The organism is Limnohabitans sp., assembly GCF_046052765.1.
In the GTDB taxonomy this organism is placed as follows: Bacteria; Pseudomonadota; Gammaproteobacteria; order Burkholderiales; family Burkholderiaceae_C; genus Limnohabitans.
On the sequence record NZ_JAVLFQ010000090.1, the window covers coordinates 58201 to 72220 of the forward strand.

Below are 14020 nucleotides of genomic sequence, written 5' to 3' on the forward strand. Positions count from 1 at the left end.
GCTGTCGAATCAAACACTGAATGCACTTAATATTTTGTAAGTCGCTACTTTAATCCCATGCCAACCAAGAAATTTTCTGAAGATTTATCCCTGCTGGCTTTAGGTTTGAACGGCTTCACGACTTTGAATGTTTGCTTGAATAGCTTAACTAACTGGCTATACCCGCTTCCGTGAAACACCTTCACTATCAAGGTCCCATCCTTTTTCATTTGAGCTTGGCAAAATTCAACAGCCAATTCCACCAGATGCGCCATTCTTGCCGCATCAGCAGATTCAACACCTGATAAATTGGGCGCCATATCAGACACAACTACATCCACAATCTTTCCATCTAAGCAAAGATTAAGCTGTTGCAAAACTTCAGGCTCTCTGAAATCACCTTGTATAAATTGGATCCCCTCAATAGGCTCCATGGGTAATAAATCTAGAGCAATCAGAGTGGCTCCAAGTTCACCACTTGCAGCCCCCGCAGGAGCCATTTTTCTCCTTAAATACTGACTCCAAGCGCCGGGCGAGCTTCCAAGATCTACGACCACCATCCCGGGCTTCAGTAGGTTTAAGGACTCATCCATTTCTTTTAACTTATAGGCAGCACGGGCCCTGTAACCCTCTTTTTTAGCCAACTTGACATAGGGATCATTGACATGGTCATTTAACCAAGACTTATTTACTTTTTTACTTTGTGTTTTGACTTTCAATTGATAACCCTTAAACAAAGAAGATAATACCTGCATGCCAGCAATTCAACTTACACCCTCAGAACGAAAAGTTCACCGAGCAAACGCTCACCATCTTGACCCAGTTGTCATGATTGGTAATGATGGAGTGACTCCATCTGTTTCCAAAGAAATTGATAGTGCGTTAAATTCTCATGGACTGATCAAAGTCAGAGTACTTGGTGATGATCGGATACAAAGAGAATCCATATTTCATGATCTTGCAAATCAACATAATGCTGCAGCTATTCAGCACATTGGTAAATTGTTAGTTTTTTGGAGACCCCAACCTGAAAAAGAAAAGAAATCTGATCAAGAAAAAATGCCAGGTCCGCGAGAATTCAAAGTTCTCAAATACAGCAGCAGGGGTGGTCAAAGACCAGAAATGAAAAGAGTCACCATCCTAGGGAATCAAAGGCTGGCAGCGGGCGGTCAGGTCAAGCGAGCCAAGCCAAAACAAAAATCAATTAAAAAGAAAAATCAGATTTAAGTTTCAAATGTAAGAGACCTTAATGATTTCGTAATTTCTGACACCACCTGGCGCCTGAACGCTGACTAAATCGCCCTCTTCTTTTCCTATCAAGGCTCTGGCAATAGGACTGCTGATGTTGATGAGGCCGAGCTTTAAATCGGCCTCATCCTCACCAACTATCTGATACTTTACAGTTTCATCTGTATTTTCATCTTGAAGTTCTACAGTGGCACCAAAAACCACCTTACCACCAGCGTCTAGTGCGGTTGGGTCGATGATTTGAGACATAGATAATTTACTTTCAATTTCTTGGATACGCCCTTCAATAAATCCTTGGCGATCCTTGGCTGCGTCGTACTCGGCGTTTTCACTCAAATCACCTTGGGCACGAGCTTCAGCAATTGCATTAATTACCCAAGGTCTGTCCACAGTTTTCAAGGTGTGGAGTTCTTGCTTGAGCTTTTCAGAACCTAATTTAGTGATGGGAATGGTTGCCATGTTAGAAATTTTGAAAGTGATAAAGAATCAAGAATGCAATCTAAGATGCAAATCTTGTAATGAATATACATCCAAATTATCAAGGTACTTCATTCCTTGAACAGCGGCTTCAGCACCAGCTATTGTCGTAAATGTTGTGACGCGTGCCAAGAGAGAAGAAATCCTTATCTGCCGTGAATCTGCAATCGCATTACGCCGCTCTTCTACAGTGTTGACGACAAGGGCAATTTCATTGTTTTTGATCATATCCACAACATGAGGACGACCCTCAGTAACTTTATTGACAGCTGATACAGGAATACCAGCGGCAAGAATAGCAGCAGCGGTTCCTTTTGTCGCTACGATTTCGAATCCATATGCGTAAAGATTTCGTGCAACTTCTACAGCCCGGTTTTTATCTGTATTCTTCACAGTTAAGAAGACTTTCCGGATTGAATCAGTTGGGCGGGGCAACTTAGTCCCAGCGCCTAGTTGGCTTTTCACAAATGCTTCACCAAAAGTTACTCCCACGCCCATCACCTCTCCAGTGGATTTCATCTCAGGCCCAAGAATGGTGTCAACACCAGGAAACTTAACAAAGGGGAAAACAGCTTCCTTGACACTGAAGTAGGGAGGAATAATTTCTTTTGCAATGCCTTGTGATTTAAGACTCTGACCAACCATGCAACGTGCAGCAACTTTTGCTAATTGAATCCCAGTGGCTTTACTTACAAACGGAACAGTTCGGCTTGCTCTTGGGTTGACCTCCAAAACATAAATAATATCTTCACCGTTGATTTTTTGAATTGCAAATTGAACATTCATCAAACCAACAACTTTTAATCCATGCGCCATTTCAGTGGTTTGTCTTTTCAATTCATCAATAGTCACATTTGAAAGTGAATAAGGCGGTAATGAACAAGCTGAGTCCCCGCTATGTACACCAGCCTGCTCAATGTGCTCCATCACGCCACCAATAAATACCATTTGGCCGTCACAAATGGCATCCACATCGCATTCAATGGCATCATTTAAAAAACGGTCAAGTAGAACAGGAGATTCATTGCTGACTTTGACAGCCTCTCGCATGTAACGTTCAAGATCTCTTTGTTCGTGAACGATTTCCATGGCCCTTCCGCCAAGAACGTAACTTGGACGAACCACAAGTGGGTATCCTAATTCAGAAGCTTTCAAAAGAGCTTCTTCCTCAGTACGTGCTGTTGCATTTGGAGGTTGGCGCAATCCTAGAGAATGAAGCAATTGCTGGAAGCGCTCTCTATCCTCTGCTGCATCAATCATATCTGGAGAAGTTCCAATAATCGGAACGCCTAGAGCCTCTAGGCCTAAAGCCAACTTCAATGGTGTTTGTCCACCATATTGAACAATCACACCAACAGGTTTTTCTTTATCAACAATTTCGAGCACATCTTCAAGTGTCAATGGTTCAAAATATAGTCGATCACTGGTGTCGTAGTCTGTAGATACTGTCTCAGGATTACAGTTGACCATGATAGTTTCATATCCATCCTCGCGCATGGCCAATGCTGCATGCACACAACAATAGTCAAATTCAATACCCTGACCGATTCGATTTGGACCACCGCCAAGAACAATAATTTTTTTCTTGTCGGAAGGCAACGATTCACATTGCGTTTCATAAGTCGAATACATATAAGCTGTATTTGTCGAAAACTCTGCTGCACAAGTATCAACACGCTTGTATACAGGTCGAATTCCTAAAGTTATACGTGCTTCACGAACAGCTTTCTCACTGGTCTTCAATTGCTTAGCAAGCCTTCTATCTGAAAAACCTTTTTGTTTTAACTGACGCAACTCTATCGCTGAGATATCTGATAACTGATGCTTTTCTAGCTCTAACTCAATTTTGACAATATCTTCAATCTGAACAAGAAACCAAGGATCTATACGTGTCAGAGAAAAAACCTCATCAACACTCATTCCCATTGCAAAAGCGTCTCCCACATACCAAATACGGTCTGGGCCAGGAGCACCTAGTTCTTTTTCTAAAACCTCTCGGTCTTGCGTTTTTTCGTTCATTCCATCAACGCCGACCTCTAGACCGCGAAGCGCCTTTTGAAAAGACTCTTGGAAAGTTCGACCGATGGCCATGACCTCGCCAACTGACTTCATTTGGGTGGTTAATCTGCTGTCAGCAGTGGGGAATTTCTCAAAAGCAAAACGTGGGATTTTTGTTACTACGTAGTCAATACTTGGCTCAAAACTCGCAGGAGTGGCACCTCCAGTGATGTCATTGCGTAACTCATCCAAAGTAAATCCAATTGCCAATTTCGCCGCAACTTTAGCGATTGGAAATCCTGTCGCTTTAGATGCCAATGCAGAGGATCTGGAAACACGCGGATTCATTTCAATCACAATCATTCGACCATCAACAGGATTGATTGAAAATTGAACATTTGAACCACCAGTGCTTACTCCAATTTCACGCAATACAGCAAGACTGGCGTTTCGCATGATCTGATATTCCTTATCAGTCAATGTCTGTGCAGGAGCTACCGTGATTGAATCGCCTGTATGGACACCCATCGGATCCAGGTTTTCAATTGAGCAAACAATAATGCAGTTATCGGCTTGATCTCTGACGACTTCCATTTCATATTCTTTCCATCCAAGAAGTGATTCTTCAATAAGTAATTCACTGGTTGGAGAGGCTTCTAATCCACGCTTACAAATAACCTCAAACTCTTCTGCGTTATATGCAATACCACCGCCCGTTCCACCTAAGGTAAAACTAGGACGAATAACTACTGGAAATCCAACAGTTTTTTGAACTGCCCAAGCCTCATCAAGAGAATGAGAAATACCAGATCGTGCAGAGCCAAGACCGATTTTGGTCATTGCATCTTTGAACTTCAAACGATCTTCTGCTTTATCAATTGCCTCAGGGGAAGCGCCGATCAACTCAACAGGCTTTCCAGTATTTGCACCCAAATACTTTTCCAAAATTCCGTTATGCCACAGATCAAGTGCGCAATTTAATGCCGTTTGACCTCCCATGGTTGGCAAAATTGCGTCTGGTTTTTCTTTTGCAATAATTTTTTCTACAGTCGGCCATGTGATTGGTTCTATATAAGTAACATCTGCGGTATCAGGGTCAGTCATGATAGTTGCAGGATTACTATTGATCAAAATTACCTTGTATCCCTCTTCACGCAAAGCCTTGCACGCTTGAACCCCTGAGTAATCAAACTCACACGCCTGCCCAATCACAATAGGGCCAGCGCCAATAATCAGAATGCTTTTTATATCGGTACGCTTAGGCATGCTGAGACATCGCCATTGAATGAATAAAACGGTCAAATAAATAACCAATATCGTGCGGGCCAGGTGATGCCTCTGGATGCCCTTGAAAACTGAAGGCTTGTTGCCCAATCAATTCCAACCCCTGCAAACTACCATCAAAAAGACTGACGTGAGTAGTTTTAATATGGGCAGGTAAAGATTTCTCATCTACTGCAAAACCATGATTTTGGCTGGTTATTGAAACTCGAGATGTATGCAAATCTTTGACAGGATGATTGGCGCCATGATGACCAAATTTCATTTTGTATGTGCTCGCACCGCAGGCTAATGCGAGGATTTGATGTCCTAAACATATGCCAAATATAGGTATTTTTTGATTCAATAAACTTTGCGTTGCCTTGATGGCGTAACTGCATGGGCCAGGATCGCCAGGACCATTGGATAGAAAAACCCCATCAGGCTTTAATTTCAAAACATCTTCTGCAGAGGTTTTGGCTGGGACTACTGTGATACTGCAACCACGCTGTGCAAGCATACGAAGTATATTTTTTTTAACGCCGAAATCATAAGCTACAACATTGAACTTAGGGCTTTCCAATTTTCCATACCCTTGGCCAAGCTCCCATTCAGTCTCAGTCCACGAATAATTTTCAGTTACCGTAACTTTTGAAGCCAGATCCAAACCATTCATTGAGGGAGCATTTTTTGCGTTGTCAATAGCGTTCTTGATGAAAGCTTCTGTGACTTCAAAACCATGCGGAACACTTTCAATAGTTGCATTTTGTGTGCCGTTTTCACGCAAATACCTCGTCAACATCCGAGTATCGATGTCTGAGATAGCGACTGTCTGTTGAGATTTCAAGAAAAAAGCAAGATCATTGCTAGCTCTGAAATTGGAATGCATCAAAGGAAGATTTTTAATAATTAAGCCAGCAGCAAAAATTTGAGAGGACTCACTGTCTTCTGCGTTCACGCCGTAATTACCAATGTGTGGGTAGGTAAGCGTAACCAGTTGTTGGCTATAGCTAGGATCGGTCAAAATTTCCTGATAGCCAGTCATTGAAGTATTGAATACCAGCTCCCCGACGGTTTTTCCATGGTGGCCAATAGACTGGCCCAAGAATACAGTTCCGTCAGATAAAGCCAATATAGCGGGAGGGCGATTTCCCTGAAGAGTCAAAAGCACTCAGATCTCCGAGATTCGGTGACGCCCTTGACGCGAGAGATGCACTCTCATTGGATGTTATGCAAGGGGAATGGCTTTATTTCGAGCTAAGGGCGTACTGTTGGTGTAAAAAGTATTTCATTATATCCCTCTTGACTTAGGATAAGTTCATCTAGAACTTCTATATTCTTTGAGATGCATGTGCATGTAAACATATGGCTGCAGCAGCTGCGACATTGAGTGATTCCTGACCACCAGGTTGTGCAATTCTTATCCTACGAACTGTATCGGATGGCCAGTTTGCATTCACGCCTCTGCCCTCGTGCCCAAAAACCCATAAACAACTACCTGGCAGTAATCTCTTACTGGTTAACTCATGCAGGAATTCTCCATCGTGTGAGTCTGTCAACATTACAGGTATAGACATACCAATAAGATATGAAATATCAACAGATTCAGTTAACTGCACGCTGAAATGAGCGCCCATCCCAGCACGGACAACTTTGTCCGACCACAATGAAACAGAACCGGGAGTAGTAATGACTTGTTTAAAACCAAAAGCAGCTGCAGATCGAATGATTGAACCTGCATTACCAGGATCCTGGATTTGATCAAGAACAACTACGGGCTGAGTTGAATCAATTGCAAAAGACAAAGGAAGGGAAAGGGATCCCAATATCCAAGCTGCAGAGGGTAATTGACTTAATCCGGTCAGTAAGCTTCGTGGCAAAGTATAAATGTGGTCTGCAAATGTTTGCCAAAATTCCAGTTTGGCTGGCACCACATCTTCGAGCAAAACTAATTCCTTGAAATGCCAACCCTTTTCTATGGCTGAAAGACAAAGGTTTTCACCCTCTATCCAGAAAAATTTATCTGTTTTGTATGCTGAGTTATCTCTAAGCGCTAAACGTAAGCGTTTGTAAAGAGGATTCTCTTTTGATGTTATCGTTGTCACAACCATATTCTTAAACCTGAGTAGTTTTTTTCACCGATTGAGCAACCGGCGCAAAGCTTTGTCTATGCAAAGAAATAGGTCCGTAAGTAGATAAAGCCTGTAAATGCTGTGCAGTGCCGTAGCCTTTATGCTTAGCAAATCCATACTCTGGAAATTCGTTATCGATAGAATGACACCACAAATCACGTTCAACTTTAGCCAAGATAGATGCTGCTGAAATACAAGGCACTTTAGTATCGCCCTTGACAATTGCTTCAGCCACAATATCTATAACAGGCAAGCGATTACCATCTATCAAAACTTTCCCCGGTTTTAGTCTCAACCCAGCAATAGCACGTTGCATTGCTAGCAAAGTTGCCTGAAGAATATTTAGTCTGTCTATTTCTTCTACTGAGGCTTGGGCTACGCTGAAGCATAAAGATCTGGCTCTGATTTCATCGTACAGTTTTTCTCTTTTGTTTGAACTTAATTTTTTTGAATCTGTAAGTCCTGCGATTGGTAATAAATCATCAAGAATTACTGCTGCTGCAAACACGGGACCCGCCAATGGTCCCCTACCAGCTTCATCAACGCCAGCTATTAATGTTGGGACATCCCAATTCAATGGCACTTGTTTAACGTTCAAGGAATTTTTCAATTGCATTTCTAGCTACTCTAGGTGTGTCGAGGCGTAAATCTTTATGCATTTTTAAAAATATATCCTTGAGATGCGCTATTGCATTTGGATTGTCTAGCCAATGTAATATGCCATTTGCAATTGCCTTAGGCGTAGCATCAGTCTGTAAAAATTCAGGGACTACAAAATTTCCACATAATATATTTGGCAATCCAACCCATGGTTGCAATCGTTTAGTTTGTGTAATTTGCCAGCTTAACCATGGCATTGCGTAAGAAATAACCATTGGACACTTAAATAAAGCTGTTTCCAAGGTCGCTGTCCCACTAGCAACCATTGCAACGTCAGCAGCTGCCATGCATTCGTGACTTTTCCCATTGAATATTTTTAAGTTTCGAATCAACGGGAAATTCTTTATGTACTTTGTAAGAAAGATCTCCATTCCAGGAGCTATTGGCAAAATAGGAATGATATGAGGTTGTACTTTCTGAAGAATTTCTATAGCTTTCAAAAATCTTGGTGCCATTTGGTGAATTTCGTCTCTCCTACTTCCGGGAAGAATGACAACCACAACATCATCTGTATGAAGTCCCAAGCCCTGACGTGCTAAATTTTTATCAGGTTGTATCGGTATTAAATTTGCTAATGGATGGCCTACAAATGTAGAAGAAATACCGGCTTCGGCCAAAATTTTGGTTTCAAAGGGAAATATGCACAACACATGGTCTATGCTGGCTTTTATTTTTTTTACTCGGTCCGCCCGCCAAGCCCAGATAGAAGGACATACAAATTGAATAGTTGGAATTCTCCTTTTACGCAATTCATACGCTAAGTCCAAATTAAAGTCAGGTGCATCTATCCCAATAAATAGGTCAGGTGGATATTTAATTAGTTGAGTGAGTAAAGCCGTCCGAATTTGGACGAGTTCTCTGTAGTGTTTCAGTACTTCAACATAGCCACGAACAGAAAGTTTCTCCATGGGCCATTTAGACTGAAATCCATGAGCAATCATTTTGGGGCCACCAATCCCAGACATTTGTATATCTGGCCACCTATTTTTAATCTCAGGAATTAAAAGTGAAGCGAGTAAATCACCTGATGTTTCTCCTGCAACCATAGAAACATGAGGAGCTTTGAGGTTTTCCGTTCTGCTTGAGAGTGGACTCAACGCATTATTCCGTGTTCAGGTGGAACTGATATTAAAAAATCGAGCATGGTAGAAACAACAGACTGTGTTTCAAAATTTTGTTCAGCTAATTTTTTGATTTCATTGATTGACTCATTCAATGAAAAGTCGCTACGGTACAGTGCTTTATGCATAGATTTCACAACTTTTATTTGTTCTGACGTGAACCCCCGACGCTTTAAACCCTCATAGTTCATTGAGCGAACTTTAGCGGGTTGTCCTTGGCACATTGCAAAAGGTGGTAAGTCAGCGAACAATAGTGAATTCATTGCCGTGAAACTATGTGAACCAATACGACAGAATTGATGCACAACCGTAAAGCCACCTAAAATTGCCCAATCACCTACATGGACATGGCCGGCTAATTGGGTACTGTTTGCAAAAATTGTGTGGCTGCCTATTTGACAGTCATGTGCCAAATGAACATAGGCCATGATCCAGTTGTCATTACCCAAACGAGTCACACCTTTATCGTTTACCGTACCAATATTGAAGGTACAAAACTCTCTGATGGTGTTTCTATCGCCAATCACCAGTTCGCAAGGTTCACCAGCATATTTTTTATCTTGAGGTATGCCACCCAACGAATTAAATTGAAAAATCGTATTGTCAGATCCAATAGTGGTTTTTCCCTCAATCACACAATGTGAACCGATTTTTGTACCTGACCCGATACGTACATCTGGACCAATGGTCGTAAAAGGTCCCACAATCACTGAACTGTCTAATTCTGCAGCAGAATCAATCAATGAGGTTGGATGAATTTGAGCCATATTTCTCTCAATCAATGCGGCGCATCGTACACATCAATTCAGCTTCAACAGCCAATTCATCTTCAACCATGGCTTTGGCTTTGAATTTAAAAATACCAGCTTTCATTCGGTCAAGTTCAACCATGAGAGTAAGCACATCACCAGGTTCTACAGGTCGTTTAAATCGAGCAGAATCAATGCCAGCAAAATAATAAATGACTTTTTCATCTGGAACCATATCAAGGGTTTCAAAGGACAGTAAAGCTGCCGCTTGAGCCAAGGCCTCCAACATTAGCACACCTGGCATGACGGGTCTGTGGGGAAAATGACCATTAAAAAATGGTTCATTGATCGTTACATTTTTAATCGCAACAATAGACTTTCCCTTTTCTAACTCGAGTACTCTGTCAACCAACAAAAAAGGATATCTGTGCGGTAATAATTTTAAAATTTGATGTATGTCCATAAATATTAACTTGATGAATTGTTATTTTTTTCTAAAAACTTTATCCGTTCGCGCAATGATGAAAGTTGTCGAAGGCTTGCAGCATTTTTTTGCCATTTTAAATTTTCATCTATTGGAAAGACACCACTGTAGGTACCTGCCTTTAATATGGAGTGACTTACCAGTGAAAATGCTGAAATATGAACGTTATCAGTAATTTCTAAATGCCCCAAAATCGCAGCTCCACCACCAATGGTGCAATACGCACCGATTTTTGCACTCCCAGCAATTCCGGCGCAACCCGCCATGGCAGTGTGTTTACCAATATGCACATTGTGCCCAATCTGAATAAGGTTATCTAGCTTGACACCATCTTCAATGACAGTATCTTCTATTGCGCCGCGGTCTATGCAGGTATTGGCACCTATCTCAACAAAATCGCCAATCACAACCGCGCCCAATTGCTCAACCTTTATCCATTGTTGATTGTCTAAAGCAAATCCGAATCCATCAGCGCCAATCACAACACCTGGATGTAATATGCAATGGCTACCAATTTCGCACCCACTTGACACAGTGACACCAGATTTCAACCAAGTACCAGGACCTATTCGTGCTCCCGCCTCAACGACACACAGCGGACCAATAATAGCCGTAGGATCAACCTCTGCGCTTGGATCGATCACTGCTGTGGGATGTATATACTGAATAGGTTTGGACTTAATGCTTATTGCCCAAAGCTGTGTCAACTTAGCCCAATAAACATAAGGATTGTCACAAAGAATATATGAGCCACGATGCTTAGCAATTTCTTCATGCGCACTTGCAATAACAACACAAGTTGCCTTGCTGTTTTGAAGTTGTGAAATGTAGCGAGGGTGACTTAAAAAACTGATGTCTCCATCAGTTGCATTAGATAAAGGAGCCAAGCCGTAAATTTCAAGATCCGGCGAACCAATTAATTGGCCGCCTAATCTTTCAACAAAAAAACCTAGCTTGTGCGATACCACGCCATCACTTACCGCTGTTGATGACTTTGAGCACCTTGTCAGTGATATCGTGCTTGGGATTAATGTAGACAGCCTCTTGCAAAATCAAATCGTATTTTTCAGACTCAGCCACTTGCTTGACTACTTTATTTGCCTTTTCAAGCACTTGCTGCAATTCTTCGTTTTTACGGGCATTCAAATCTTCTTGAAATTCACGTCTTTTACGCTGAAACTCTCGGTCTTGTTCAGCCAATTGCTTTTGACGCGCAGAACGTTGAGTGTCAGAGAGTGTGGGTGAATCTCTTTCAAGCTTTTCAGAATTTGATTTCAAAGAATTACCAAAATCAACCAATTCTTTTTCTCTTTTAGAGAACTCTTGTTCAAGCTTGGTTTGGGCTACCTTTGCTGTATTAGCTTCTCGAAAAATTCTATCGGTATTTATAAAGCCTACACGGAAATCTTCAGCATGCAACAAATTTAGTGAAGCAATACCAAAAACACAAATCCATAGCGTGCGAAGTGAAAGAAATCTCATCAGAAGGCCGTCCCAATTTGGAATTGAAAGGTTTGCATTCTATCGTTATCAAAGCGCTTTATTGGCTTGGCAAAAGCAAACCTTAACGGACCGACCGGCGAGACCCAACTTAAGCCAACACCGGCCGAACTTCTTAATTGACTTAAATCAATAGATTCTTCATAACTGTATACGTTACCGACATCAATAAAGGTAAACAAACGCAGTGTTTTATCAGTACCAACGCCTGGGAAAGGCATTAAAAATTCTGTATTTAGGAGAATTTTCTTGGCGCCACCGGTGGAATAATCAGCGTATTTCGAATACATTTTTGCTGTCTGAAGTGAGTTCTGCTGATAGCCTCTCACTGAACCCAGTCCACCTGAGTAGAAATTCTTGAATACGGGGTAAGGATGTCCCCCATAACCAGCACCTAAACCTAGCTCAGCATTGACAGCCAAGGTATATTTACGTGTTAACGGCCAATATTGTTGGTACTGACCTGAATTTTTATAGTATCTTGTGTCACCGAAGACACCAACTTCTGAGTTAAGTCTAAATAATTTACCTTTATTTGGAGCCAGCATACTGTCTCTGCTATCCCTTGCCCAACCGACAGTTAAGGGGAGAGAGTTGGTATTTATTCCTTTGTAAATCTGATATGTAGATGGTAATCCCGTACCAGAAGATACGTATGTTTCGTCGTATGCAATCCCGACGAATACTGTATCTATTTCAGCAACAGGCACTCCAAAATTTACACCCAGTCCCTTGGAAGTAATATTGTAATAAGTGCTGGACGCTGAGTAGGGTCGCAAATTTCGATCGTAGAAATTAAGCGTTCTGGAAACACCATCCTCTGTAAAATAAGGATCAGTAGTACTGATTTGATAAAGTTTGTTGTACTTGCTGGTATTTATTTGTATTCCCAAGGAATTCCCAGTCCCAAAGAAATTTTCTTGACTGATACCAAACGAAAGAAAAAATTTCTCTGATGATGAAAATCCAGCACCCAATTGCAATGCGCCAGTGGGTTTTTCAATAATCTTAAGATTAATATCTACTTGATCGGGGGAACCCGGAACTTCTTGGGTATCAATCGCTACGTCAGTAAAGTAACCCAAGCGGTCAATGCGGTCTCTTGATAATTTGATTTTGTCGCCGTCGTACCATGATGACTCCATTTGGCGAAATTCACGGCGAATAATTTCGTCTTTTGTTTTTTCGTTACCAGAAATATTGATACGACGAACATAAGCACGTCTAGAAGGATCCGCTTGTAAGAAGATCTTTACCTGATTGGTTTGTCTATCTATCTCAGTACGCGGTTCAATTTTTGCGAATGCAAAACCAAATTTTCCAAAGTATTCGGCAAATGCTTTGCTGGTTTCTACAACATCCGTGATGTTGTAAGCAAGTCCAGGTTTAATGGAAACCAGAGATTTAAATTCATTGTCTCTGCCTAAATAAAAGCCTTCTAATTCAATAGAGCTAACTACAAATCTAGAACCCTCTGTAATATTTATGGTGATACTTATATCTTGCTTATTGGGTGATATAGCAACTTGTGTAGATTCAACTCTAAACTCCAAATATCCTCTTGAAAGATAAAAAGATTTGATATTTTCTAGATCGGCATTTAATTTTGCTTGCGAATACCGATCTGATTTCGTGTACCAAGACATGTAATTTGGTTCAGATAAGTCCATTTGATCCATTATTGTTGATTGATCAAATGCTTTGTTACCGATAATTTTAAATTCTTTTATTTTAGAAACATCGCCCTCAATCACAGTGAAGTTGAGATTTACCTTATTACGCTCAGAAGGTGCTACTGTTGTGACGATTTCTGCAGCATACAAACTACGATTTATATATTGGCGCTTTAACTCTTGTTCAGCCCTGTCAGTCATTGCTTTGTCGTAGGGCCTTCCTTCAGAAAGTCCAATATCTTTGAGTGCTTTCTTTAAGGTGTCTTTTTCAAACTCCTTAATTCCAACGAAATTGATGGCAGAAATTAAAGGTCGTTCTTCAACCACGACTATGACGACATTGCTTTTCAGTTCTATCCTGACATCCTTAAAAAGCCCTAATGCAAAAAGATTTCTAATCGCAAGCGTACCCTTGTCATCAGTGTAGTTATCTCCAACTTTAAAAGGTAAGGTAGCAAGAACATTTCCTGGTTCAACACGTTGCAAACCTTCCATTCGGATATCTTGGACTTGAAAAGGCTCAACAGCAACAGCAACATGCAAAGAGCACAAATAGATTAACAGTGCTCTTGAAATATTCAGCATAAAGGAAAGCGAGATAAATTTCATATGTGAATGACAGTTTAATCTGAATGCTCAGGATTGAAAGATTGTTTCAAGTTTGATAATCTCAACCAATAAAAAATCGGCGGAAAAGATGGCAATTTTGAATTCAAAATAACCAACTAAATTTTGGTGC

Annotated in this window: 13 protein-coding genes; 1 reads left to right on the top strand and 12 read right to left on the bottom strand. The window is 41.1% G+C overall.

Translation table 11 applies throughout. The features are described 5' to 3' along the window. Positions 1-44 precede the first annotated feature (44 nt). Positions 45-698, bottom strand: a complete 654-nt coding sequence (locus tag AC9UG7_RS12835) for an RlmE family RNA methyltransferase (protein ID WP_509588669.1) — start codon at positions 696-698, stop codon at positions 45-47. Positions 699-732: 34 nt separating this feature from the next. Here AC9UG7_RS12835 and AC9UG7_RS12840 point away from each other — a divergent pair, with 34 nt between their 5' ends. Beyond that, entirely contained in the window at positions 733-1206 is a 474-nt protein-coding gene (locus AC9UG7_RS12840; protein WP_509588477.1) for a YhbY family RNA-binding protein, read from the top strand. Between the two features lie 3 nt (positions 1207-1209). Here AC9UG7_RS12840 and greA read toward each other — a convergent pair whose 3' ends face one another. The 11 genes from greA to bamA form a co-directional block, all read right to left on the bottom strand. Beyond that, positions 1210-1686, bottom strand: a complete 477-nt coding sequence (gene greA / locus AC9UG7_RS12845; RefSeq protein ID WP_509588480.1) for a transcription elongation factor GreA — start codon at positions 1684-1686, stop codon at positions 1210-1212. Positions 1687-1713: 27 nt separating this feature from the next. Next, positions 1714-4968 (bottom strand): carbamoyl-phosphate synthase large subunit, encoded by a 3255-nt coding sequence (gene carB, locus AC9UG7_RS12850; RefSeq protein ID WP_509588482.1) that lies wholly within the window; start codon positions 4966-4968, stop codon positions 1714-1716. Further along, the gene (gene carA / locus AC9UG7_RS12855; protein WP_509588484.1) at positions 4961-6133 is read right to left on the bottom strand and encodes a glutamine-hydrolyzing carbamoyl-phosphate synthase small subunit; all 1173 of its coding nucleotides are present in this window, start codon (positions 6131-6133) and stop codon (positions 4961-4963) included. Before carA ends, carB begins: the two co-directional genes overlap by 8 nt. A 160-nt stretch (positions 6134-6293) precedes the next feature. Continuing rightward, the gene (locus AC9UG7_RS12860) at positions 6294-7073 is read right to left on the bottom strand and encodes a TrmH family RNA methyltransferase (protein ID WP_509588486.1); all 780 of its coding nucleotides are present in this window, start codon (positions 7071-7073) and stop codon (positions 6294-6296) included. A 4-nt stretch (positions 7074-7077) separates the two neighbouring features. Then, positions 7078-7710, bottom strand: coding sequence for a ribonuclease HII (gene rnhB / locus AC9UG7_RS12865; RefSeq protein ID WP_509588488.1), 633 nt, complete (start codon positions 7708-7710; stop codon positions 7078-7080). Next, the gene (gene lpxB / locus AC9UG7_RS12870; RefSeq protein ID WP_509588490.1) at positions 7682-8851 is read right to left on the bottom strand and encodes a lipid-A-disaccharide synthase; all 1170 of its coding nucleotides are present in this window, start codon (positions 8849-8851) and stop codon (positions 7682-7684) included. The genes rnhB and lpxB overlap by 29 nt, the downstream gene beginning before the upstream one ends. Next, positions 8848-9642 (bottom strand): acyl-ACP--UDP-N-acetylglucosamine O-acyltransferase, encoded by a 795-nt coding sequence (gene lpxA / locus AC9UG7_RS12875; protein ID WP_509588492.1) that lies wholly within the window; start codon positions 9640-9642, stop codon positions 8848-8850. The genes lpxB and lpxA overlap by 4 nt, the downstream gene beginning before the upstream one ends. Positions 9643-9649: 7 nt before the next feature. After that, on the bottom strand, positions 9650-10087 hold the full coding sequence (fabZ, locus tag AC9UG7_RS12880; RefSeq protein ID WP_509588494.1) for a 3-hydroxyacyl-ACP dehydratase FabZ: 438 nt from the start codon (positions 10085-10087) through the stop codon (positions 9650-9652). Between the two features lie 5 nt (positions 10088-10092). Further along, the gene (gene lpxD, locus AC9UG7_RS12885; protein WP_509588497.1) at positions 10093-11076 is read right to left on the bottom strand and encodes a UDP-3-O-(3-hydroxymyristoyl)glucosamine N-acyltransferase; all 984 of its coding nucleotides are present in this window, start codon (positions 11074-11076) and stop codon (positions 10093-10095) included. Positions 11077-11080: 4 nt separating this feature from the next. Next, a complete protein-coding gene (locus AC9UG7_RS12890) occupies positions 11081-11590 on the bottom strand; it encodes an OmpH/Skp family outer membrane protein (RefSeq protein ID WP_509588499.1) in 510 nt (169 codons plus the stop codon). Continuing rightward, complete coding sequence (gene bamA / locus AC9UG7_RS12895) at positions 11590-13866, bottom strand: outer membrane protein assembly factor BamA (RefSeq protein WP_509588501.1); 2277 nt, start codon at positions 13864-13866, stop codon at positions 11590-11592. Before bamA ends, AC9UG7_RS12890 begins: the two co-directional genes overlap by 1 nt. Positions 13867-14020 lie beyond the last annotated feature (154 nt).